The following is a 19,549-nucleotide window of genomic DNA, read 5'->3' as shown; positions in this document are numbered from 1 at the left end:
TTTGGGCCTCATTATGAGGCTTGGAGGTGTCTACGAAACCAGGGGCGATTCACAGTTCCCTATTGAGCGGCCAGTACGGGTCACCTCCGTCGAGCGCCTCGGCGGTGCGTTGCGTGTCCATTCCCAGCGCGGGTACTGGGATGCCAAAGCAGTGGTCAGTGCCACCGGCACCTGGAGCAACCCCAATATCCCTGCTTATCCCGGTGCCAAGCTGTTCTGTGGCCAGCAGCTGCATTCAGCTCACTATGTTGAGCCGCAGGCGTTCTCGGGCAAGCGGGTCCTGGTCGTCGGCGGCGGCAACTCCGGGGCACAGATTCTCGCAGAGGTTTCCCAAGTAGCGGATGAACTGGGATACGCCCACCGAGCCACTCTTCCTGCCTGATGATGTAGATGGTCGAGTGCTGTTCGAACGGGCGACAGAGCGCTGGAAAGCGCAGATGGAGGGCCGTGTGATTGACCAGCCAGTCGGTGGGCTGGGCGATATCGTGATGGTCACGCCTGTGGTCGAGGCGCGTGAGCGAGACGTTCTTCATGCAGTGAGGCCTTTCGTTCGTTTCACCCCCGACGGAGTGGTCTGGGCAGACGGCTCGGAGACCGCAGTCGATGCGGTGATCTGGTGCACCGGATTCAAGCCGGCGCTGGGGCACTTGGCGAGCTCGGGGTAGTCACTGGTGACGGTCGCGTCGAAGTTTCAGGTACACGGGCAGTGAATGAGCCTGGCCTTTGGCTCGTGGGTTATGGCGAGTGGACAGGCTCTGCATCCGCGACCTTGATCGGGGTGACGCGCACAGCCCGCAGCACTGTCGCTGAGATCGAGCAGTTTCTGGTGAAAGCGGAGGCTTGAGTGCCTCCGCTCTTCCCCTGTGCTCAGTGGGTCTTCTGCGCCATTTCGCTGTGTCTGGGCAACCCGATCGAGATGAGCGCGGCAGCCAGTACGAAAAGGCTGGAAACCCACAGGCAGGCCTCCAGGCCATAGGCTTGGAACACCCAGCCTGACAGCAGTGTACCGACCAGCCGCCCCAAGGCGTTGGACATGTAGTAGAAGCCTACGTCCAGCGAGACCCCATCTTCCTTGGCATAGCTGACGATCAGGTAGCTGTGCAACGAGGAGTTCACCGCGAACAGCACGCCGAACAGCATCAGCCCACCGAGCAGCACCACCTGCGCCGACCAGCCTGCTGATAGGCCCACGGCAATAAGCGCAGGCAGTCCGGCCAGGGCGAGAGCCCAAATGAAGGCCGCTCGGCCGTCGGGCACATGACCACGCTTCTTGCCGGTGATGTGAGGAGCAAACGACTGGACGATGCCGTAGCCAATGATCCACACGGCGAGGAAGCCGCCGACCAGCCAGAATTCCCAGCCAAACGCGGTGCTCAGGTACACCGGCAGCGCCACGACGAACCAGACGTCTCGGGCACCGAAGAGAAACAGCCGTGCGGCTGAGAGGATGTTGATCGCCCGGCTCTTGGACAGCATGTCGCGGAACTTGGGTTTGGCCTTGGCTTTGCCCAAGTCCTTTTTCAGCAGCACCAGACTGCCGATCCAGATCATGGCCAGTACTGCCGCCATGGCCAGCACCGCCAGGGTGAAGCCGAGCAACGCGAGCAGTGCTCCGCCGAGGAAAAAGCCCACACCTTTGAGCGCGTTCTTCGAGCCCGTCAGGATGGCCACCCATTTGTAGAGCGTGCCCTGTTGGCTGTCCGGCACCAGAAGCTTGATGGAGCTCTTGGCGCTCATCTTGTTCAGGTCCTTGGCGATGCCGGACAGTGCCTGGGCGGCCATCACCCATGGCACTGTCAGCCAGGTTGCCGGCACCGTGAGCATCAGCAAGGCCACGACCTGCATGCCCAGGCCGATGTTCATGGTGCGGTTGAGTCCCAGGCGGGCGCCGAGGTAACCGCCCACCAGGTTGGTGATCACGCCGAACACTTCGTAGAACAGGAACAGCGCCGCGATCTGCAGCGGCGTGTAGCCCAACGAATGGAAGTGCAGTACCACCAACATGCGCAATGCGCCGTCGGTGAGGGTGAAGGCCCAGTAGTTGCCGGTAACCAGCAGGTACTGACGCACTTCCGCAGACAGGGCTGACAACGCCTTCATGATCGCTGTTTACTCCGCTGCGCCGACCAGGCGGGCCAGTTCCGCTGCACGGTTGGCGTAGCCCCATTCGTTGTCATACCAGGCGTAGAGCTTCACCTGGGTGCCATTGACCACCAAGGTCGACAGCGCGTCGATGATCGAGGAGCGCGGATCGGTGCGGTAGTCGATGGATACCAGTGGGCGCTCTTCGTAGCCCAGGATGTCTTTCAACGGGCCTTCGGCCGCCGCCTTCAGCAGCGTGTTGACCTCTTCAGCCGTGGTCTCGCGTTCCACTTCGAATACGCAGTCGGTCAGCGAGGCGTTGGCCAGCGGTACACGCACGGCGTGACCATTCAACTTGCCGCGCAGCTCGGGGAAGATCTCGGCGATCGCAGTAGCCGAGCCCGTGGTGGTCGGGATCAGGCTCATGCCCGAGGCACGGGCGCGGCGCAGGTCCTTGTGCGGCGTATCGAGGATGCTCTGGGTGTTGGTGAGGTCGTGGATGGTGGTGATCGATCCGTGGCGGATGCCCAGGTTCTCGTGAATCACCTTGACCACCGGGGCTAGGCAGTTGGTAGTGCAGGAGGCGGCGGTAACGATGCGATGCTGCGCCGGGTCGAACAGGTGCTGGTTGACGCCCATCACCACGTTCAGGGCGCCTTTCTCCTTCACTGGAGCGCAGACCACTACACGTTTTACGCCCTGATCCAGGTAGGCCTGGAGCACGGCTACCGACTTCATCTTGCCGCTGGCCTCGATCACCAGGTCGCAGCCCGACCAGTCGGTGTCGGCGATGGTCTTGTTCGCGGTGACCTGAATGCGCTTGCCGTCGATCACCACCATACTGCCCTCAGCACGGGCTTCACGGTGCCAGCGGCCGTGGACCGAGTCGAAGTTGATCAGGTGGGCATGGGTCTCGGCGTCGCCGGCCGGGTCATTGATCTGCACAAACTCGAACTCTGGCCAGTTCCAAGACGCGCGCAGCGCCAATCGACCAATACGGCCAAACCCATTGATACCTACTTTGATAGCCATGTTCTTGTTCTCGGATCACGATTAGCGAAAGGTCAGAGGGTGTCGCTGAACTGGTTGATGTAGCCGACGTGCGCAGGGTTCTGAATGGCACGTGGGCGCAGGGCCTGGACCTGAGCAACAGCTTCCTGCACGGGAATACCGCACTCGATCATCAGGCGGGCCGCAAACAGGCCGGTGCGGCCGGAGCCGCCTTTGCAGTGAATGGCGATCGTCTTGCCAGTCATCACCAACGCTTTCAAGCGTTCCCGATGGATCTCCCAGGCGGCAGCAAAGGGCTCGCCGGGCGCCTGGTCGTCTTCCACCGGCAGGTGGAACCATTCGAGGCCCAGCAGTTGGCACTCCTCGGGCAGTAGGTCGATCTCGTTCTGCAGCAGCTCTTCACTCGGCATCAGGGTAACCAGTGCACTCGCACCGGCTTCGCGCAGTGTTGCCAGCGCTTGGGATACCGAGGTGTCCTTGGTACCAGGACACGGGGTGAAGATCAGCTGGCCGATCAGCTCGGGAGTCGCCAGCACGGAATACGGGTGCAGTTGCATGGTCAGAAAGCCTCAGATGGATCGTTGATTAACGCGTTTGGAAAGTTCTTCAGCCGACTCCTTGCGCTCGGAATAGCGATCGACCAGGTAGTCGGAGCGATCACGAAGCAGCAGGGTGAACTTCACCAGCTCCTCCATCACATCGACGACACGGTCGTAGTACGCTGAGGGCTTCATGCGGCCGGCCTCGTCGAACTCCAGGTAGGCTTTGGGTACGGACGACTGGTTGGGGATGGTGAACATGCGCATCCAGCGACCGAGGACGCGCAGCTGGTTGACCACGTTGAACGACTGCGAGCCACCGCAGACCTGCATCACCGCGAGGGTCTTGCCTTGCGTCGGGCGCACGGCGCCCATGCTCAGTGGAATCCAGTCGATCTGCGACTTGAACACGCCGGTCATCGCGCCGTGGCGCTCAGGCGAGCACCAGACCATGCCTTCCGACCACAGCACCAGGTCACGTAGTTCCTTGACCATGGGGTGGTCATCGGGCACATCATCCGCCAGTGGCAGGCCAGTGGGATTGAAGATCCGCGTCTCCGCACCGAAGTGCTCCAGCAGGCGTGCCGCTTCTTCTGTCAGCAGACGGCTGAAGGAGCGTTCGCGGGTCGACCCGTACAGCAGCAGGATGCGCGGTTTATGGGTGGACTGCTGCTCGATCGCTAGCTTATCGGCGGATGGCAGGTCGACCAGTTCGTTGTCGATATTGGGGATGTGATGTTCGGTCATGATTTTACTCCTGAGACAAGGCACCTGAGGGCTGGTCAAACCAGCGGCGCTTGAGCCACAAGGCCACGCCTACCAGCGAAATCAGCACCGGCACTTCCACCAAGGGGCCGATGACAGTGGCAAAGGCAACCGGCGATGCGAGGCCGAAGGTGGCGATGGCCACGGCAATGGCCAGTTCGAAGTTGTTGCTCGCTGCGGTGAACGCCAGCGCGGTGGTGCGTGGGTAGTCGGCCTCCAGCAGCTTGCCCATCCAGAAGCTGATGAAAAACATCACCACGAAGTAGATGGTCAGCGGGATGGCGATGCGCAGCACATCCAGCGGCAGTTGCAGCACCATGTCGCCCTTCAGGCTGAACATGGCCACGATGGTCAGCAGCAACGCCACGAGCGTCAGCGGACTGATCTTCGGAATGAAGCGTTCCTGGTACCAAGTCTCGCCCTTGCTGCTGATCAAGATCTTGCGGGTCAGGAAGCCGGCCAAGAACGGGATGCCCAGGTAGATCAGCACCGACTGAGCGATGTCGAAGAAGCTGGTCTCGATGACGCTACCCTCAAGACCAAACAGCGGCGGCAGCAGGCCCAGGAAGATCCAGGCGTACACGCTGAAGAACAGGATCTGGAAAATGCTGTTGAAGGCGACCAGGCCCGCCACGTACTGGTTGTTGCCACCGGCGATCTGGTTCCACACCAGCACCATGGCGATGCAGCGCGCCAAGCCGATGAGGATCAGGCCAGTCATGTACTCAGGCTTGTCGGAAAGGAACACTACTGCCAGCCCGAACATCAGCACCGGGCCGATTACCCAGTTCTGAACCAGCGACAGCACGAGGATGCGCTTGTCCTTGAAAACCTGAGGCAGTTCCTCGTATTTCACCTTCGCCAGCGGCGGGTACATCATGACGATGAGGCCAATCGCGATGGGGATGTTTGTCGAGCCTACCGACAGGCTGTTCAGCCACGCGGGCAATCCTTGGAACAAACTGCCCAGGGCGATACCCAGGCCCATGGCCAGAAAGATCCAGACCGTCAAGTAACGGTCGAGGAAGGAAAGTCGGCTTTTGCTCATGGTGGATCTCCCTAAACGTCAGAGCGTTCCGATGCGGGCCAGCTCGACCTTGAGCTGCGCGGCATCCAGTTGTTCAAAAGGCAGTGCGAGGAATGCCTTGAGGCGTCGCTTGATCTGCTCAAGCGTGATGTCGAAAGCCGCATCCAATTCGGCGGCGCTACCCTGCAGGTACGAAGGATCGGAAAGCCCCCAATGGGCTTTTACTGCCGGCCCGAAGAACACAGGGCAGGCTTCGCCGGCGGCCTTGTCGCAGACGGTGATGACGAAGTCCGGTGCCAGCTCGGCGTGTGCATCGCTGGATTTGCTGCTCAGGCCATCGGTGGAAATACCGGCGCGCTGCAGCGCGGAGATGGACAGCGGATGTACCTCGCCTTTGGGCTGGCTGCCGGCGCTGTAGGCCTTCATACCGGCCGGGGCCAGGTGGTTAAACACGGCTTCTGACAGGATGCTGCGGCAGCTATTGGCGGTGCAGAGGAACAGAACTTTCATCGGTTTTGCTCGGCAATGATCAGCAGCAGGTGGCGACGCGCTGTGGGCGGTCACCCATTGCGTCCAATCGAGTGGAGCTGCTGTTCAGCCACTCGCTATTGGCCTCCAGCGTGGTTTGCAGGATCTCGCGTACCCAGGCGGGCAGCTCTGGATGCAGCCGGTAGTAAACCCATTGGCCCTGGCGGCGGTCTGCCAGCAGGTCACACGTGCGCAGCTGCGCCAGGTGGCGGGAAACCTTGGGCTGGCTTTCTTCCAGCGCACAGGTCAGCTCACAGACGCAGAGCTCTTCCTCGCGGGCGATCAGCAGCATCATCCGAATGCGGTTCTCGTCGGCGAGGCATTTGAAAACCTTGGTAGGGGTCAGTGAGTCAGTCATATCGGCTCTCGATGTGCGGATTACTGCACGCATATGGTTTTTCGAATATACGCTTTTTCGAATGTATCGCAACCCCGCTGTGATCTATGACTTTACATGTGCATATTCGTGCACATATATTGGCGACATGACGATTAACCTGAACCTCCGCACCCAAGCCATCGACGCTGCCATCGAGTCGCTGGACGAAGTCTTCTTCAAAGCGCTCTGCGAGCCCTCCAGGGTCGCGGTGTTCAAGCGCGTGCTTCTACTGGGACGGGCGGATGTCGGCGAAATCGCCAAAGAGCTACCGCAGGAGCGATCGGTGATCTCCAGGCACCTGCAGGTGCTGCACGATGCCCAGATCGTGAAGGCCACCAAGGTGGGTCGGCAGGTGTTCTACGAAGTGAATGGTGGGGCGATCGTCGAGCGCCTTGAGGGCCTGCTCCAGCGAACCAAGGGTCTGGTTTCGCTGTGCTGCCCGTAGCTCGTGCCCATTTTTTGTCCTGATATATGCATGAGTGCGCATACATGAATAAATCGACTCGCGCGTTGGATGTGATCGTCATCGGTGGTGGGCAAGCGGGCTTGGCGGTTGGCTGGCATTTGCAGCAACACGGCTTGGACTTTCTGATCCTGGATGAGCAAACACACCCTGGTGGGAACTGGCGGAACTACTACGACAGCCTGCAGCTGTTCTCCCCGGCGGAGTATTCAGCACTACCGGGGATGGTGTTTCCCGGTGATCCCAAGAGTTATCCGCTGCGAGACGACGTGGTGCAGTACCTGGAGTCATACGCCGCCGAGTTTCAGATGCCTTTTGAGGGCGGTACCCGAGTGCTGGATGTCGTGCAGAAGGACAAGGCATTTGAGGTCCGCGCCGCCAACGGATCGACCTTCACGGCGCGTGCGGTGGTCGTGGCATCGGGGGGCTTCAGCCGTCCGTACATGCCTGACATTCCTGGCATGGAAAGCTTTTCAGGGATCTGTCTGCACAGCTCGGCGTATCGAACGCCTGAGGCCTTTGCTGGCCAGCGTGTCGTCGTGGTCGGCGCGGCGAACTCGGCTGTTCAAATTGCCTATGAGCTTGCCGGCGTTGCGCAGGTAGTGCTGGCGACCCGCGAGAGGATCCGATTTTTCCCGCAGCGGATCCTGGGGCTCGACTTTCATGCCTGGCTGAAACTCACCCGGTTGGAGCACACGCGGTGGCTGAGTGACCAGAGCACGCCTGTGCTGGACACCGGCAAATACCGGAAGGCCCTGGACACCGGACGACTCCAGCGCAAAGCGATGTTCCAGGAGGCGCTGTCTGAGGGGGTGGTCTGGCCAGACGGAAGCACCACCCTGGTTGATGCGCTGATCTTCGCCACCGGTTTCCGGCCAAACCTCGATTTTCTGACACAACTCCCAGTCGAAGGCCGGAGTGGACGTGTGCTACAGCGCAATGGAGTGGCAAGTCTGGTGCCTGGTTTGTACTTCGTCGGCTTACCCAAACAAAGGAACTTTGCCTCTGCAACGATCAGAGGCGTGGGTAATGACGCCGATTACCTGGCACCTCGAATGCTTCATCACTTGAGCAGTCATTTGCACTGCAATTGACCAGCTTACTGTTTCGTATGCATCGGTGTAAGGCTAGATATACCGGCATTCGATTTGCGCCGATTCACATTTCCCGAAAGAAATTGCGGCTCCTTGAGACTTAGAGTGCGGAGGTGCTAATCAGACCGATCGATACTCGACCGTCAGATGGCTGACTTCGTGAACCGGTTTGAGGCGTTCACGTATGCTGTCAGCGTCTGCAGTGACTTCGCCAAGAACGCTGACGATTGCCGCATGAGCTTGCGGTCCGACCCGCCAGACGTGCAGGTCTGTAATAGTGGCATCCCCTGGCTTCTCAACCAATTCGCGGATTTCCTCGGCGACATGCACGTCTGTCTGATCCAGCAGCACGCCTGCGGTCACCCTCATTAATGTCCACGCCCAACGTCCGATGACGATGGCACCTACGATACCCATGGCTGGGTCCAGCCACACCCAACCGAGATATCGACCGGCGAGCAATGCGACAATAGCTAGCACCGAAGTTAGCGCGTCTGCAATGACGTGGACATAGGCCGACTTCAGGTTGTTGTCATTCCCGTGATGAACATGGTCATGATCAGTATGATCGTGACTATGGCTGTGCCCGTGACCCAGTAACAGGGCACTGACAATATTTACGATCAAACCGACAATCGCGATTAGCGTAGCGGTGCCGAACTGAACGTCTGTTGGCTGCAAGAGGCGCACGAAAGACTCAACGCCTATTCCCAAAGCGACCATGCCAAGAATCAGTGCCGACGCAAATCCACCCAGGTCTCCCACCTTCCCGGTACCGAAACTGTATCGTTGGCTGGAAGCGTGGCGTTTTGCATATCTGTATGCCGCCGCCGCGATGCCCAGTGCTCCGGCATGGGTTGCCATGTGAAAGCCATCGGCCAATAACGCCATCGAACCCGTGATATAGCCAGCGGTAATCTCGCCAACCATCATTACAACGGTCAGTGCCACGACCCAAAGCGTGCGCTTGGCATTTTCATCGTGCGCTGAGCCAAGGAACATGTGGTCGTGTGTGTGGTTGATGTTGGTGCTGCTCATGACTGAATACCTGGACGCGTTCACTTGGAGTATCGGCGAATGGCTTCAAGAAGCTCTTCGACACCCTTGTTACGCTCTTCTTCGCTAAGCGCAGGGTTAGCAACATGCTCCCGCGCATGGTCCTCGATGATTTCCTCCATTAAGCCGTTGATGGCTCCGCGAGTGGCGGCAACAAGGTGTAAAGTTTTGGCGCAATCGAGATCCGATTCCAATGCCCGTTCCACGGCTTGGATTTGACCGGCGATACGCTTTACGCGCTTGAGAAGATCGTCTTTATTTGCTGCGATATGACCCACGAGATACCCCCCCTACCTATGCATCACGCATGATAGGCATAGCCCCTATACCTATGCAAGACAAATGGCCAACGGGATCAACTCCGGCTCCCTTTTGGAGATCGGCCTCAACTGTGCGGGGCAGGTGAGGGTCAGGGGTGTTGGTTCGCGGGAAAGACTCGTTCAACAATCGCGCAATCCAACCAGTGTCCTTCAAGGCGGGCGTGTTTTTCGTAGACTCCAACTATCCGAAAACCACAGGACTGGCAGAGCGCGAGACTCGCCACGTTGGAGGTGAAAATACGGGATAGGACTTTCCAGAATCCGCGTGCCTCGGCTTCGCTCAACAATGCGGACAGCAGCGTCTTGCCGATGCCGCGTCCTCGGATATCACGGCGTAGGTAGATCGAAAAGTCGGCGATGCCAGCGTAGCACGAACGCGCGCGGTAGCTGCTCAGGCTAGCCCACGCCACTACCGCGCCGTCGATCTCGACGACCAGCACCGGATAGTGAGGCATCTCGGCAATCCAGGGCTGCACATCCATGGAGGTGCGCGGCTGGGTCTCGAACGTAGAGCTACGGTCTTCGATCCCTTGGTTGTAGATCTCGGCAATGGCCTGAATATCACCGAGTTGAGCGTGGCGGATGTGCATCTGGCTTCCTTTTCGATTGGTGCGTACAACGAGCTGGATTGGCGGCCAATTGCTCGGCCTCATTCCCACCAACTACTTGTTTGCACTGCTCGCCGTAATCCTCCTGATCCCCTCAGTGAAGGTATGGCGGCATTGCTGAGCCCGAGTATTGAGGCACCTCTGGTTGGCTAGCTCTGGATCTGTAAACTGTGGGCTCGAAAAACCTCGTTTGTGACTTTTCTGATCTCGTACTGAGTGGGAAAGTCAGCCATTTTCAACGAGATGCCGCCTTTGTTTACAGATTTAGTCGGCATAAGAGGCGTTAACCACTGACCAGATGAAGGATTACTTCCTCGCAGCATTCGTGACCTTGATAACTGTAGCTGCACCACTACAAGCAATCGGAGTTGCCTTGTCCGTTGCGCTGAACAAGAAAGGGCGAGTTTCTCGTTTTAATGCGCTGCGAGCTCTTGCAAGAAAATAGGGAGAGGATTGCCCGTCTACGAGCAGCACCCCACAAGGCGTTGAAGTGCGTTACCTGCAGGCATATCTGCAGCAGTCGGCGCAGTACGACCCGGCGCGTTTCGCCGGCGCGGCGGAAGCCGTCCTGGTCTATGTCGCTGACCTTGAGGCGCATACCCCGGTTTATCAGCCGCAGGCCTTCCGGGGCTTTGTCCATGGCCTGTGGGCCGTGGGGCTGATCGACCTGGAGGTGCTGGATCGGGTCGACCAGTATCAGCTGGAAGATCCCGCACTCAACCCCAGAAGCTGAACGAGGGGAGTATGGCAGGTTACCTCCCCACCTTCGTTCCGGCCCGACATCCAGGTGAAGCGAAGGTCGGCTTGAACCAGCGCCGGTGACTCCTTACCCTCAGTGGCGACATTTCCTACAGCTGTTGTTGAAATAGCTGATCGACTACGGCCGCCATTGCCAGGGAAAGTTAAGTTTTTCCTGAGCAATGGACCAGAAAATGCCAACACTCCCCACCACCGTATTGAAATTGCCGTTCCACGTTCATTTTGATCAACACACCGTCGATGCCGTTAATCGCTACCGCGCTGCCCGCGCGGAACACCTGAGACAAGGGCACGGCGAATCAATGAGCAGTGCTGAACTGTTTGTCGCCTACCAGTGGGCCGCCTTTGACTTGGCCACCGCGCTGGATGCATTGCTGGAGAAGCACGCCAGGTGATGCTCCCCATGCCCTTGGGATCTGACGGCTCCCAAGAGCTTCAGATAGGCCTGTCGCGCCTCTGAGCGAAAACGTCAGGCGGTTGTCAGTCCGAAGGATTCCCCAAGGCGATCGATGATCGTTGCCATATTGGTTTTGAGGTTGAGCTGCTTGAAATCGACGTCTTCAGCAGGCAACAGTTCAAGGAAGAGTTTCATGTCGGCCATGATGCTTTCCGGCAGCTCAGTGACCTCGCCATCCAGCAAACCGGTCAGCGCCAGGACGTCGTTTCGATGCTTTCGGATGTGCTTGCTTTCGACCTGCTCCCCGTTCTTCTTCCGCTCAGACAGGTCAAGCCATGCTTTGACCTTGAACGGGATCAGGCGGTCAGCGCCGATGTAGGACAACTCACCATTCTCCAAGCGGCCGGTTAAAAGCAGGCGGTAGTAAGCATCATCGAGGAGTATCGCCGACAAGCTGGAGACCGTTTCTTCCGTAGGGATCGGGATCAGTGTTGCGTTCTCTTCGTGGTCTAGACCGTCCGGCGCCCGCGAGAAAAGTTCGATCTGGGCCGGATAGGCCTCATCCGTGGGCTTATCGAAGCGATAGAAACAGGGTTTTTCGCCGCCTTTCAGCCTGATCTGGTAACCACCCGCGTCTATGAACGACCAGAAATGCGCGACGAATCCGGCATCCAGCGCTTCGACCACCAAAACGATGTCCAGGTCTTTAGTAGCCCTGAAGCTATCGCCCGCATCCTCCATTGCCAGAGCGGAGGCCACGCCACCGATCAGTACGTAGCGATCACGGAAGTCGCGGAAGTGGTGTCCGAACAGTTCTAGGCCTCTCACGCTAGCCATGTAACCTTCTCCTTGAGTTCATCCAACGCAATCTGAATGCGTTCGTCGGGGTTGTCTTCCAAGCTCAGAAGCAACGAAGCTTCGTCGGCGATATGGTGTCTTTCGTAGAGTGACGGATACGCCCAGATCTCAACGCACTCTTCAATGGTGTCCACCGACTCGGCAATCTTGAACGCTTGAAGCGCCAGCATGTCGGTGAACACTTTTTTCGTCATCCCCCACACCGCTTGCTTCGGCTCCGCAAGCATCGTGTATTGGGCGAGAGCAGTTTCTCCGGCCAGGAAGACACCGGGTGCCGACCGGATAGCATTGCGAGTAATGCCAATTTTCTTTCTGACGGGCGACCGCAGGTATTGCTTGGCCTTGCTGAAGACTTCTGCAGGTGATGCGTTGAAGGCGTAGGTACTCCACTGCAGCTCGCTTTTCGCAGGGGCTATCAACGATAGCGATGTCAGCTGATCGACTGCCCTGGATAAGGTCATTCGGCTGTAGTTGAGGTCGCCCATCAGAGCGTTTGTGGTGAATAGCGTGTCTTCGGTGTTACCACCATAGAGGCAGGAGAGCAGCATTGCCTGAGCGGCTGGTAGGAGGGCCGCGACCTCACCCTGTTCTCGTCGCTGACGAAAGTTCTCTCTCAGGTCCAGCGCCAACTCCGGGATGAACATCTGGAAGCCAGGTTGGATAAAGTTGACCTGATGCGTGATCAGACTCCGACGGTCCTGGGTCGTCAGGGACCTGCAAACGTAGGTGATGATCCGATTGGAAGCTTTACGCACCAGGTCGACGTGCTTTTGCAGCTTTACGATGCCTGGATAATCTTTCTCATCCCGAGGGACCAACAGGACCAAGGCGACAACCGCGTTGCTCGCCAGCGGAATGGTCAACTCGAACATTTTGTAGCTGTCACGGATGTTGAAAGACACCTTGAATCCCACCGGTTCAAGGTGCGCTGACACACCGAGGACAGCCTCGATGTAGGTCTTCGCGTCGTCCTGTAGATTCGACATATCCCCGGCACCTTGTAACTCTGTTTTTTTCACTGTAACTCACCGTAGGTTACACGTCAAAAAAGTATGTTACAGCCTAGGAAATACTGGGGTCTCAGATGGGTTACGACATTATCCAGAAAAATTGGGAAGCCACATTGCCTTGCACTTCCGAAGGCTCGTGAGACTGTCATCTCACAGCGTAAAGAACCCTAGCAATGTGCTCAACACGAGCAAGGCTCTCAAGCCCAAACCGACAGGAGACTTCCCCATGATTCTCACCAACGAACGCCGCAAAGATGCAGAGGACGTGGGCGTACTGCTTCACGCCATCTTCAGCCACGCGGAGGCCAATGCCGAACATCTCGACCGCACCCTCGTGGCCGTGGGGTACGCCACACTGCTGAAGCTGGCCGAGAGCGCAGCGGAACAAGTCGCTTTTCTGCATGACGACTCGGTCGAGGAGTGGGATGGTGCTATCTGGTACGAGCGTTTGGCCGATGTAGGCAGCGACAGCCTCGCCGCCGGGCTGTTTGCCTCAGACCATCCGGATGTGCGCGCAGTTGTAGTGAAATGGCTGCTCTCCTTTGGTCCCGTAGAGTTCTCCCATGCCGGCAAACGCTGGTCGTTCGATGCTGATGAGCTGGCGGAGTGGGAAGGAGAAGAGGAAGGCTTCCATTTCCGTGCCTACCACGAGCTTGCCGAACCGACCATTGAAGCTGTGTCCCGTTTCATCGACCGGCTGTAACATACCACCGCCCCAGCCCGCGTGGGCTTCACGGAATTTCAGAGCCATGTCCAACCTGCCTCACATCAAGAAGCCCTGCCGAGACTGCCCGTTTCGCAAGGACTCTTTGCGGGGTTGGTTGGGCAAGGATCGGATCATCGAAATTCTCGCTGCCGACTCGTTCGTCTGCGACAAGAAGACGGACATGCAGTGCGCTGGGCACATGCTCATCAATGGCCAGGAAAACGCATTTGTGCGAACGGCTGAGCGACTTCGCATCCCGCTAGACCTTTCCGGGGACGAGCAGGTTTTCGAGAGCAAAGTCGCCTGCATCGAGCACCATTCTCGCGAGAAGTAACCGGCCCACGTCTGAATGGTCACCCCGTGTACCAGAAGGCGTACGGTTGCCGGCAGCGATCGACTTTGACTTCTTCTCTGAACACGCTGCCCTCGCCTGGCTATTCGCCCCAATGACGGTATCCATTTGCCCCTTGCGCTTTCGCGCAATGGAGGAAGATTCCTGGAAGTCGACATTCGAACGGCTTTGAAGGGAACGCAATGACTACTGAATCTGAAATTAACACCATCCTCGCAGCGCCGGCGTCGAGTCAATGGCTCAAGCAGGCGCTTGAGTCGGCCCTGGACCGCGATTGTGCTGATGCAGCCAGAGACGCAAAAACACTGCATCACCTGCTTGAGCGCCGCGCCCTGGCAAATCTCTGCCTCGACCGGGAGGCACAGGATCATCAAACATCACCGACCGTGCCTGAGCTGGCGAGCGAGTTAAGCGGAGTTCAGGCTGTCTTGCTGACGTTGGGCTTCACGTTGCTTGCTGCTTGCGTATGTGGCGCTATCGCCTGGATGTGCGTGTGGTTCGGCTTAATCCACCTGAAATGGGTGTACCGCCTCGCAGCAGCGGGGGGCGTTCTTACCGCTGCCGCAAGCCTCTTCACCTTCTATCACGACTACCGGGCCGAACGTGATCGCTACCTGGCTCGTGAAATGACGAGAGAGCCACGGAGGACACCATGAGCTCATTCGATCCGGCGCCCTGCCCCAGGCAAACCCGTCGTCAATTCAGCCCGCCCGGCGCTCAACGGCAGTACATTCCGGGGTAAGCAGGGGAAAGATATGGCCAGGAATACTGGCAGTGCTCGCTGCTCCCACTGCGGCGCGGAGTATCGCCTGTTCTCGATCTTCAATCGCGACATGCAGGGGCTTTGCAAGGCTTGGCGTGGTAGGCATGAGCGTGCGTGCGCTGCGAAGACACCGGCCCAGCGACGGTCATGGGCGAAACGGTTTGAGGGCATGGATCGGACCGAGAGCAGCATCACAGTCGATCTTGAGCATCCCGGTTTTCTTGACTTCCAGTAGTAGGGATGACCCGCGGCCCCCGCGGTGCCGCATCTGCCGAAGTTGAACCGAGGGCGAGCCCCGCCCCCCCACGAACACGGAGAAGCGCTTCGTATGGAACTGAAACTCGGTACCTGGGCCTGTGCGGCCCTCTTACTGCTGGGCTTGTCGAGCCAGACACTGGCAGATTCAAAAACTCCCGCCGAGACTGTTGAAACCATTTACATCGGTGGGGCCCTGGGGAAGACGATCATAAAAGCGTGTATCGGCGATCAGCTGTACCTGATTACACGGCAATCGAATGGCCCATCAGGAATCACCCCCTCGCTGCATGAAGGCAAGCCTGAACGTTGCCAAGTGAAGGCTGCTGAGCCGGTGCCGAAAAGCAGGTAATCCAACCCTGCACGCCATGCGTGGCCATCGCCGCTACCCTAAGGCCGTGCAAAGTACCGCGTCCTCCTTGGAGGCGCTGAGCTACATCCCGAACCACGATAGAGCTATAGAGAATGAAACAGAACGGCAAATATGGGGCGTGCACCGGGCTTGGCAAACGCTCCAATCCCATACATAGCGAGACTTGCACTGGCCGCAGCAAAAGAGTCGGCGGTCCGAGTGGGGATCGCGTGCCACGGGTGCTTGTGTTGCTGTTGCTGTCCTTAGTGGTCGTCAGGGTCATAGTCGGCAGCGCCACATTCGAGCACATCTGGCTTGGCCTTTCAGCGGCGCTTTTCGGCGGACTGATAATGATGAACGTGAGGATCCTCGTCCGCTGGATCTGCTTTGGTGAGGCCCATGTTCGGGCATGGCTAGCTCAGTCAAGCGGGCGCGGGCATGCCGTACTCTTTGCTACAGGAGCTCTGATCGCAGTGGGCGTCTACTACCACTTCTGACTGATTCGAAGAGCCTTCGCCGACAGTACTTACCTTACGGCATGTGACCAGTTTCTCCGATGGCGTTCGACGTCTGGGCCTTGGGAATGGCAGCGGTAGGTGTGGCTGCCTAGCCTGGCACCTCGTGTGCTCCCTGCGACACACAAACAGATAGCGGGCCGACAGTACTAGGGGCTCAATGCGGCGCGTCACGGTGCAGTCAGAACTGGGTCGTTCAACTGTCAGGTGTGAAACGCAGTCGTCAGGGACAAAGGCGGGCTTTCTCATACGCCTGATAGTGGGCCTCAAGAAAGAGGATTCGAGGCTTGGGGCTGAGAGCGAAAAGGCGCTTCCCATGATAGGCCTGGTACCCGGCATCGTTCACTGAGCTTGCCACCTCGACAGTGAGTGAACGCGGATTGATCGTCACCAGGTGCGCGTCGAACAGCCGGTGCAGGTCGACTCTGAGCAGCAGGCCGTTGGTGACGTCGTTCGTTTGATCCCCGCGATAGGGAATGATGTGAGCCGCCTCGAGCAGGGTGTCGACCGTGCACCCGGTGATGCAGCACTCCGCACCGTATCGCTCCAGCATCGCTGTCCGAAAATTCCCCTGCCCAGGCCGGATAACTGCGACCTGGGAGCGCACAGCCCTCCGATCAACCGTGAGTAAGGCCAGCTCCGCTGCAGGAGCAGCTGCAGGCGCTTGCGCCTGAACCTCCGAAGGCAGGACATCCTCCAATTCAAGAACCAACTCGTGCTGGAGCATCCGGCGGTAGCTGGGTTTCTCAGGTGCCTCTGCGGTCAGCGATCGGAGTATCGCCAATGTCTCGGCCGCGGCTTCCAACGATGCGAAACTTTCCGGCCGGTTGTCCCAGGCCTTTCTGAGTTCATCCACGGTGAGCTCGCTCACGGCCGCCAGCGTGAGCCCTGCTGCGTCGCTGTTCGCCGCGTCAGGGACATGCACCGGCGCCACTGTTGCTTCTTCCTGATCCGTCAGCTCTTCCTGGTCCGCGACCGCGAAGATGGCCACGACCTCTGGATGACTAATGTAGGCGCTGGCGCCGGCGTAATATTCGTCAATGCCCTCCAGCACCCTGACCAGCGCATACATCTCCGCCGCCGCTTCCTTCGATCCGCAGCTTTGCGAGCGGCACGCCCACGCCTGCACCAGGTCATCAGTGGTGAATTCAAGAAGGTCTTCGACCTGGAGGGCGTACAGATGCCACGGTGGATCATCGTCAAGGGCGGCGGAGAACTTGCCGGCTGAATACGGCGCCAAATGATGAGAAATCGAAATGCCATCGACGGTTACCAAGCCATCGCGGTCTTCAGCCATATAGGTGATGAACTCGTGAACGTGCCGATACCAACTACGGTACCCGACCAACGTAGTGCGCGAATTACCCGGTTTGGATATTTTTCGGCCGGGCTTGGCCCGTGGCCGGCTGGCCGGTGTTCTCACGGTGGTCCGTCACTCATGTAATGGCAGCCCAAAGTATACCGTAACGCACCACCAGATTTTGTCAGCACGGAGGCCTCAAACCAACGCTCAGGACCAGGCACACTCAAGGCGCTTGAGCTAGCGCAAAGTTTCGTAACCACTCTCGGATTGCCAGGTGCACTACAAGGTCTCCTCGGGTACGCTCGTCACCCTGGAAAGTTGCCCTCTACCCCATCGTCCCACTCAAGAAACCGTGGCCGAGGTCGTAAAAGGAATTTAACTCACACGGACGCTGAACCGAGGATCCCTAATGGCGAGCTTTACCCCAGGTCGTGAATACCACTTTACCCTCTCCGACGGGCGCAACCTTGTCCTTCGCTTTGTTGGCCTTGGGCAGCACATGCGCCCAATATGGCAGGACGTTGCAACCGGCACCGAGATCGAGCTTCCTCCCTACCGCAGTTTCAGACCGGTCTAGCAACCAGGCGCGTCGGAATCTCCAGGCGCCGGAGGTGGGTTGCGCTTTCAGCGGTCCGTGCGAGGCTTCCCCTTGATTGTGACCAAGGGAAAATCGCGATGCTGACTTACAAAAGCGCCATGTCCACCTACCGAGCACTGCTCGAGCAAAACCCAGGTAAAGCGCTGCGCCTCGACAAAGAGGACGGCGGCGAGGCCGTGGCGATCATCGACGGCGACTTGTGCTGCCTGCCGCTCAATCCCGACAACACTGTTGATCCCAACAAGGTCACTGACCTTATGCAAGAGGCATGGTGCGACGGCGGCTGGCACGGGGCTCACGCCGAAACACAGGATGCCATCGACAACCCGATCTTCATCGACATCAGCACCGTGATCTGGGGCGGTTCGGACAGCTGATACCTACCACGGTGAAGATACCATTCAGTGGCCAGGCATCCACTTGCGAAGGCCGGCAGTCCAAACGTGCTTTCAACACCCACTCCGAGGTAAACAATGCCCTTACGTTCACAACAAGCCTGGTGCCTCGTTGTCGCAATCTGCACCGTGGTGTTCTACATTTTGCTGTCTGCCTATACCGCAGACTTGGCGAACCCCCGGCCCATTTTTTGGGGCATTCTTCTTAGCTACGGTTACCGCGTGTATTCCTCCGTGCGCTATGACCTTCACGCGCAGTCAGCCAAGGAAGTGGGCCTACTTTCAATTGCAGCAATGACTGCTGTAGCCCTGGCGATGTTTCTTCGTCCGCTGGCACTCCAAGCGGTGTTTGCCTTCGAACGCGACCCTGAAGCGACAGAGGTCGTCGCTGCGTTCAAGGAGTACTTCGTGGTCGTGCACAACCCTGTATTTGGTATCCCTGCCTTTTTCATCGGGTTCTACATGGCAACGATCAGAGTACTGCGCATGCTTGGGAAGCGATTACCGATTCTCGCCTTCCCGCGAAGTACCTTTGAGATGTATGGGGCCTACTATGCGGCGGCTCATCCGCTGTTATCAGACGAGGCTCAAGACGCCATTCACTCCCGCGCCAGGCGCATCCTGGCGCAGACCGAAGGCTTCTACAAAGGCCCGTCCCCAAACAAGCTCCTCTAGACTGCCGGAAGCCGGCGTTGCGGTTTCAGGAGTGCATGGCAGCCTGTGCTCGCAGCGGCATTTGCAAGTAGCTGCTGCAGCGGTACTTGGCTTTGATTCTGAAGGGTACGAACCATGGCAAACATGAAATGGGTCCGCAAAAACTATGGCGTGCCGGCCAAACGCGGCATGCGGGTCCTGTACACCGGCTGCGGCAAGCGGGAGTACGGTACGATCCGCAGCGCTGCGAGCGGTGGCCACCTCAACATTCAGCTCGACGGTGTGCGCCACACCATGCCGTTTCACCCAACCTGGGAGCTGCACTATCAGCCTGACGAGCTCGCCCAAGCTGCGGGGGCGGGGACGCCGACATGACCGGCCGCACCCTGTTCACTGCAACCGAGGGTGGTGATCAACTGCGCATCGAGTTGCACAATCGAAGCCACTTGCCGTTCACTCTTACCTGCAGCACGCGCCATAACGGCAGCCCCGCCTGGCTGGAATTGCCCCGACGCTACGCCAGCGCTCGCGGTGCCAAACTGGCCGCTACCAGCATCATTGGCAGCGGAATCAACTGGCACGCAGTACCTGCGCAACCAGCAATAGGAGAAGGGAAATGAGGATTCTTGGACGGCCAGTGGATTGGTAGCACTGAAATCTGATTACTGGGAAAACCTGCAGATTCGGCAAGCTTATGCCGAATCCGGGTGCCGTAGACCAGCGGCAGCCCACAATCTGTTACTTCATGACTCACGGGGGA

General features: G+C 58.6%; 25 protein-coding genes and 1 pseudogene. 13 read left to right on the top strand and 13 right to left on the bottom strand.

Going from position 1 to position 19,549, the window contains the following annotated elements:
* Positions 1 to 52: 52 nt before the first annotated feature.
* Positions 53 to 844 (top strand): annotated as a pseudogene (locus J3A71_RS29950) (NAD(P)-binding domain-containing protein); the annotation flags it as partial.
* Positions 845 to 867: 23 nt separating this feature from the next.
* Here the strand turns inward: J3A71_RS29950 and arsJ are convergent.
* The 7 genes from arsJ to J3A71_RS29915 are packed head-to-tail and all read right to left on the bottom strand — an operon-like array spanning position 868 to position 6,310.
* Positions 868 to 2,100, bottom strand: coding sequence for an organoarsenical effux MFS transporter ArsJ (gene arsJ / locus J3A71_RS29945; protein ID WP_004575548.1), 1,233 nt, complete (start codon positions 2,098 to 2,100; stop codon positions 868 to 870).
* A gap of 9 nt (positions 2,101 to 2,109) precedes the next feature.
* Positions 2,110 to 3,114, bottom strand: a complete 1,005-nt coding sequence (locus J3A71_RS29940; RefSeq protein WP_004575547.1) for an ArsJ-associated glyceraldehyde-3-phosphate dehydrogenase — start codon at positions 3,112 to 3,114, stop codon at positions 2,110 to 2,112.
* A 32-nt stretch (positions 3,115 to 3,146) separates the two neighbouring features.
* Entirely contained in the window at positions 3,147 to 3,650 is a 504-nt protein-coding gene (locus tag J3A71_RS29935) for a cyclin-dependent kinase inhibitor 3 family protein (RefSeq protein WP_004575546.1), read from the bottom strand.
* Between the two features lie 12 nt (positions 3,651 to 3,662).
* Complete coding sequence (gene arsH / locus J3A71_RS29930) at positions 3,663 to 4,379, bottom strand: arsenical resistance protein ArsH (protein ID WP_004575545.1); 717 nt, start codon at positions 4,377 to 4,379, stop codon at positions 3,663 to 3,665.
* A gap of 4 nt (positions 4,380 to 4,383) precedes the next feature.
* Positions 4,384 to 5,445 carry an ACR3 family arsenite efflux transporter gene (gene arsB / locus J3A71_RS29925; RefSeq protein WP_004575544.1) on the bottom strand — a complete coding sequence of 354 codons (1,062 nt, stop codon included), beginning with the start codon at positions 5,443 to 5,445 and terminating at the stop codon, positions 4,384 to 4,386.
* Between the two features lie 18 nt (positions 5,446 to 5,463).
* The gene (locus J3A71_RS29920; protein ID WP_004575543.1) at positions 5,464 to 5,934 is read right to left on the bottom strand and encodes an arsenate reductase ArsC; all 471 of its coding nucleotides are present in this window, start codon (positions 5,932 to 5,934) and stop codon (positions 5,464 to 5,466) included.
* Positions 5,935 to 5,953: 19 nt separating this feature from the next.
* Complete coding sequence (locus J3A71_RS29915) at positions 5,954 to 6,310, bottom strand: metalloregulator ArsR/SmtB family transcription factor (RefSeq protein WP_004575542.1); 357 nt, start codon at positions 6,308 to 6,310, stop codon at positions 5,954 to 5,956.
* Positions 6,311 to 6,437: 127 nt separating this feature from the next.
* Between J3A71_RS29915 and J3A71_RS29910 the strand changes: the two genes are divergently transcribed.
* Positions 6,438 to 6,776: a metalloregulator ArsR/SmtB family transcription factor gene (locus tag J3A71_RS29910; protein ID WP_004575541.1), complete on the top strand. Its 339-nt coding sequence runs from the start codon at positions 6,438 to 6,440 to the stop codon at positions 6,774 to 6,776.
* Positions 6,777 to 6,820: 44 nt separating this feature from the next.
* Positions 6,821 to 7,888: an NAD(P)-binding domain-containing protein gene (locus J3A71_RS29905; RefSeq protein ID WP_004575540.1), complete on the top strand. Its 1,068-nt coding sequence runs from the start codon at positions 6,821 to 6,823 to the stop codon at positions 7,886 to 7,888.
* A 120-nt stretch (positions 7,889 to 8,008) separates the two neighbouring features.
* Here the strand turns inward: J3A71_RS29905 and dmeF are convergent, their stop codons facing one another.
* The 3 genes from dmeF to J3A71_RS29890 form a co-directional block, all read right to left on the bottom strand.
* Entirely contained in the window at positions 8,009 to 8,926 is a 918-nt protein-coding gene (gene dmeF, locus J3A71_RS29900; RefSeq protein ID WP_004575539.1) for a CDF family Co(II)/Ni(II) efflux transporter DmeF, read from the bottom strand.
* Between the two features lie 20 nt (positions 8,927 to 8,946).
* Complete coding sequence (locus J3A71_RS29895) at positions 8,947 to 9,222, bottom strand: metal/formaldehyde-sensitive transcriptional repressor (protein WP_004575538.1); 276 nt, start codon at positions 9,220 to 9,222, stop codon at positions 8,947 to 8,949.
* 131 nt (positions 9,223 to 9,353) lie between these two features.
* Positions 9,354 to 9,854, bottom strand: coding sequence for an arsinothricin resistance N-acetyltransferase ArsN1 family A (locus J3A71_RS29890; protein WP_004575537.1), 501 nt, complete (start codon positions 9,852 to 9,854; stop codon positions 9,354 to 9,356).
* A 508-nt stretch (positions 9,855 to 10,362) separates the two neighbouring features.
* Between J3A71_RS29890 and J3A71_RS29885 the strand changes: the two genes are divergently transcribed.
* Complete coding sequence (locus J3A71_RS29885; RefSeq protein ID WP_004575536.1) at positions 10,363 to 10,605, top strand: hypothetical protein; 243 nt, start codon at positions 10,363 to 10,365, stop codon at positions 10,603 to 10,605.
* Positions 10,606 to 10,804: 199 nt separating this feature from the next.
* Complete coding sequence (locus J3A71_RS29880; protein ID WP_016487020.1) at positions 10,805 to 11,026, top strand: hypothetical protein; 222 nt, start codon at positions 10,805 to 10,807, stop codon at positions 11,024 to 11,026.
* Positions 11,027 to 11,100: 74 nt separating this feature from the next.
* Here J3A71_RS29880 and J3A71_RS29875 read toward each other — a convergent pair whose 3' ends face one another.
* Positions 11,101 to 11,865, bottom strand: a complete 765-nt coding sequence (locus J3A71_RS29875; protein ID WP_209953686.1) for a hypothetical protein — start codon at positions 11,863 to 11,865, stop codon at positions 11,101 to 11,103.
* Complete coding sequence (locus J3A71_RS29870) at positions 11,853 to 12,905, bottom strand: hypothetical protein (protein ID WP_232435432.1); 1,053 nt, start codon at positions 12,903 to 12,905, stop codon at positions 11,853 to 11,855. Before J3A71_RS29870 ends, J3A71_RS29875 begins: the two co-directional genes overlap by 13 nt.
* A gap of 217 nt (positions 12,906 to 13,122) precedes the next feature.
* Between J3A71_RS29870 and J3A71_RS29865 the strand changes: the two genes are divergently transcribed.
* The 4 genes from J3A71_RS29865 to J3A71_RS29850 all read left to right on the top strand — a co-directional run bounded on the left by J3A71_RS29865 (position 13,123) and on the right by J3A71_RS29850 (position 15,324).
* Positions 13,123 to 13,599 carry a hypothetical protein gene (locus J3A71_RS29865; protein WP_004575532.1) on the top strand — a complete coding sequence of 159 codons (477 nt, stop codon included), beginning with the start codon at positions 13,123 to 13,125 and terminating at the stop codon, positions 13,597 to 13,599.
* A 46-nt stretch (positions 13,600 to 13,645) separates the two neighbouring features.
* Positions 13,646 to 13,936: a hypothetical protein gene (locus J3A71_RS29860; protein ID WP_004575531.1), complete on the top strand. Its 291-nt coding sequence runs from the start codon at positions 13,646 to 13,648 to the stop codon at positions 13,934 to 13,936.
* A 200-nt stretch (positions 13,937 to 14,136) separates the two neighbouring features.
* Positions 14,137 to 14,610, top strand: a complete 474-nt coding sequence (locus tag J3A71_RS29855; RefSeq protein ID WP_004575530.1) for a hypothetical protein — start codon at positions 14,137 to 14,139, stop codon at positions 14,608 to 14,610.
* 435 nt (positions 14,611 to 15,045) lie between these two features.
* A complete protein-coding gene (locus J3A71_RS29850) occupies positions 15,046 to 15,324 on the top strand; it encodes a hypothetical protein (RefSeq protein WP_004575528.1) in 279 nt (92 codons plus the stop codon).
* A 738-nt stretch (positions 15,325 to 16,062) separates the two neighbouring features.
* On the opposite strand, the gene J3A71_RS29845 is transcribed toward J3A71_RS29850, so the two are convergent.
* The gene (locus J3A71_RS29845; RefSeq protein ID WP_004575526.1) at positions 16,063 to 17,136 is read right to left on the bottom strand and encodes an HNH endonuclease signature motif containing protein; all 1,074 of its coding nucleotides are present in this window, start codon (positions 17,134 to 17,136) and stop codon (positions 16,063 to 16,065) included.
* Positions 17,137 to 17,817: 681 nt separating this feature from the next.
* Here J3A71_RS29845 and J3A71_RS29840 point away from each other — a divergent pair.
* The 4 genes from J3A71_RS29840 (at position 17,818) to J3A71_RS29825 (ending at position 19,409) form a co-directional block, all read left to right on the top strand.
* Positions 17,818 to 18,117, top strand: coding sequence for a hypothetical protein (locus J3A71_RS29840; RefSeq protein WP_004575525.1), 300 nt, complete (start codon positions 17,818 to 17,820; stop codon positions 18,115 to 18,117).
* 96 nt (positions 18,118 to 18,213) lie between these two features.
* Positions 18,214 to 18,810 carry a hypothetical protein gene (locus J3A71_RS29835; protein ID WP_004575524.1) on the top strand — a complete coding sequence of 199 codons (597 nt, stop codon included), beginning with the start codon at positions 18,214 to 18,216 and terminating at the stop codon, positions 18,808 to 18,810.
* 114 nt (positions 18,811 to 18,924) lie between these two features.
* Complete coding sequence (locus J3A71_RS29830) at positions 18,925 to 19,164, top strand: hypothetical protein (RefSeq protein ID WP_004575523.1); 240 nt, start codon at positions 18,925 to 18,927, stop codon at positions 19,162 to 19,164.
* Positions 19,161 to 19,409, top strand: a complete 249-nt coding sequence (locus J3A71_RS29825; protein ID WP_004575522.1) for a hypothetical protein — start codon at positions 19,161 to 19,163, stop codon at positions 19,407 to 19,409. The genes J3A71_RS29830 and J3A71_RS29825 overlap by 4 nt, the downstream gene beginning before the upstream one ends.
* Positions 19,410 to 19,549 lie beyond the last annotated feature (140 nt).

Source organism: Pseudomonas sp. PvP089 (assembly GCF_017875165.1).
Classification (GTDB): Bacteria; Pseudomonadota; Gammaproteobacteria; order Pseudomonadales; family Pseudomonadaceae; genus Aquipseudomonas; species Aquipseudomonas fortuita.
The sequence above is the reverse complement of the archived record's forward strand: the minus strand, read 5'-3'. Positions and strand labels throughout refer to the sequence as shown.

Excerpts from the sequence above, each read along its gene's own strand:
- arsJ (WP_004575548.1), bottom strand. The coding sequence starts at position 2,100 with ATGAAGGCGTTGTCAGCCCTGTCTGCGGAAGTGCGTCAGTACCTGCTG.
- J3A71_RS29940 (WP_004575547.1), bottom strand. The coding sequence starts at position 3,114 with ATGGCTATCAAAGTAGGTATCAATGGGTTTGGCCGTATTGGTCGATTG.
- J3A71_RS29935 (WP_004575546.1), bottom strand. The coding sequence starts at position 3,650 with ATGCAACTGCACCCGTATTCCGTGCTGGCGACTCCCGAGCTGATCGGC.
- arsH (WP_004575545.1), bottom strand. The coding sequence starts at position 4,379 with ATGACCGAACATCACATCCCCAATATCGACAACGAACTGGTCGACCTG.
- arsB (WP_004575544.1), bottom strand. The coding sequence starts at position 5,445 with ATGAGCAAAAGCCGACTTTCCTTCCTCGACCGTTACTTGACGGTCTGG.
- J3A71_RS29920 (WP_004575543.1), bottom strand. The coding sequence starts at position 5,934 with ATGAAAGTTCTGTTCCTCTGCACCGCCAATAGCTGCCGCAGCATCCTG.
- J3A71_RS29915 (WP_004575542.1), bottom strand. The coding sequence starts at position 6,310 with ATGACTGACTCACTGACCCCTACCAAGGTTTTCAAATGCCTCGCCGAC.
- J3A71_RS29910 (WP_004575541.1), top strand. The coding sequence starts at position 6,438 with ATGACGATTAACCTGAACCTCCGCACCCAAGCCATCGACGCTGCCATC.
- J3A71_RS29905 (WP_004575540.1), top strand. The coding sequence starts at position 6,821 with ATGAATAAATCGACTCGCGCGTTGGATGTGATCGTCATCGGTGGTGGG.
- dmeF (WP_004575539.1), bottom strand. The coding sequence starts at position 8,926 with ATGAGCAGCACCAACATCAACCACACACACGACCACATGTTCCTTGGC.
- J3A71_RS29890 (WP_004575537.1), bottom strand. The coding sequence starts at position 9,854 with ATGCACATCCGCCACGCTCAACTCGGTGATATTCAGGCCATTGCCGAG.
- J3A71_RS29880 (WP_016487020.1), top strand. The coding sequence starts at position 10,805 with ATGCCAACACTCCCCACCACCGTATTGAAATTGCCGTTCCACGTTCAT.
- J3A71_RS29875 (WP_209953686.1), bottom strand. The coding sequence starts at position 11,865 with ATGGCTAGCGTGAGAGGCCTAGAACTGTTCGGACACCACTTCCGCGAC.
- J3A71_RS29865 (WP_004575532.1), top strand. The coding sequence starts at position 13,123 with ATGATTCTCACCAACGAACGCCGCAAAGATGCAGAGGACGTGGGCGTA.
- J3A71_RS29860 (WP_004575531.1), top strand. The coding sequence starts at position 13,646 with ATGTCCAACCTGCCTCACATCAAGAAGCCCTGCCGAGACTGCCCGTTT.
- J3A71_RS29855 (WP_004575530.1), top strand. The coding sequence starts at position 14,137 with ATGACTACTGAATCTGAAATTAACACCATCCTCGCAGCGCCGGCGTCG.
- J3A71_RS29850 (WP_004575528.1), top strand. The coding sequence starts at position 15,046 with ATGGAACTGAAACTCGGTACCTGGGCCTGTGCGGCCCTCTTACTGCTG.
- J3A71_RS29845 (WP_004575526.1), bottom strand. The coding sequence starts at position 17,136 with ATGGCTGAAGACCGCGATGGCTTGGTAACCGTCGATGGCATTTCGATT.
- J3A71_RS29840 (WP_004575525.1), top strand. The coding sequence starts at position 17,818 with ATGCTGACTTACAAAAGCGCCATGTCCACCTACCGAGCACTGCTCGAG.
- J3A71_RS29835 (WP_004575524.1), top strand. The coding sequence starts at position 18,214 with ATGCCCTTACGTTCACAACAAGCCTGGTGCCTCGTTGTCGCAATCTGC.
- J3A71_RS29830 (WP_004575523.1), top strand. The coding sequence starts at position 18,925 with ATGGCAAACATGAAATGGGTCCGCAAAAACTATGGCGTGCCGGCCAAA.
- J3A71_RS29825 (WP_004575522.1), top strand. The coding sequence starts at position 19,161 with ATGACCGGCCGCACCCTGTTCACTGCAACCGAGGGTGGTGATCAACTG.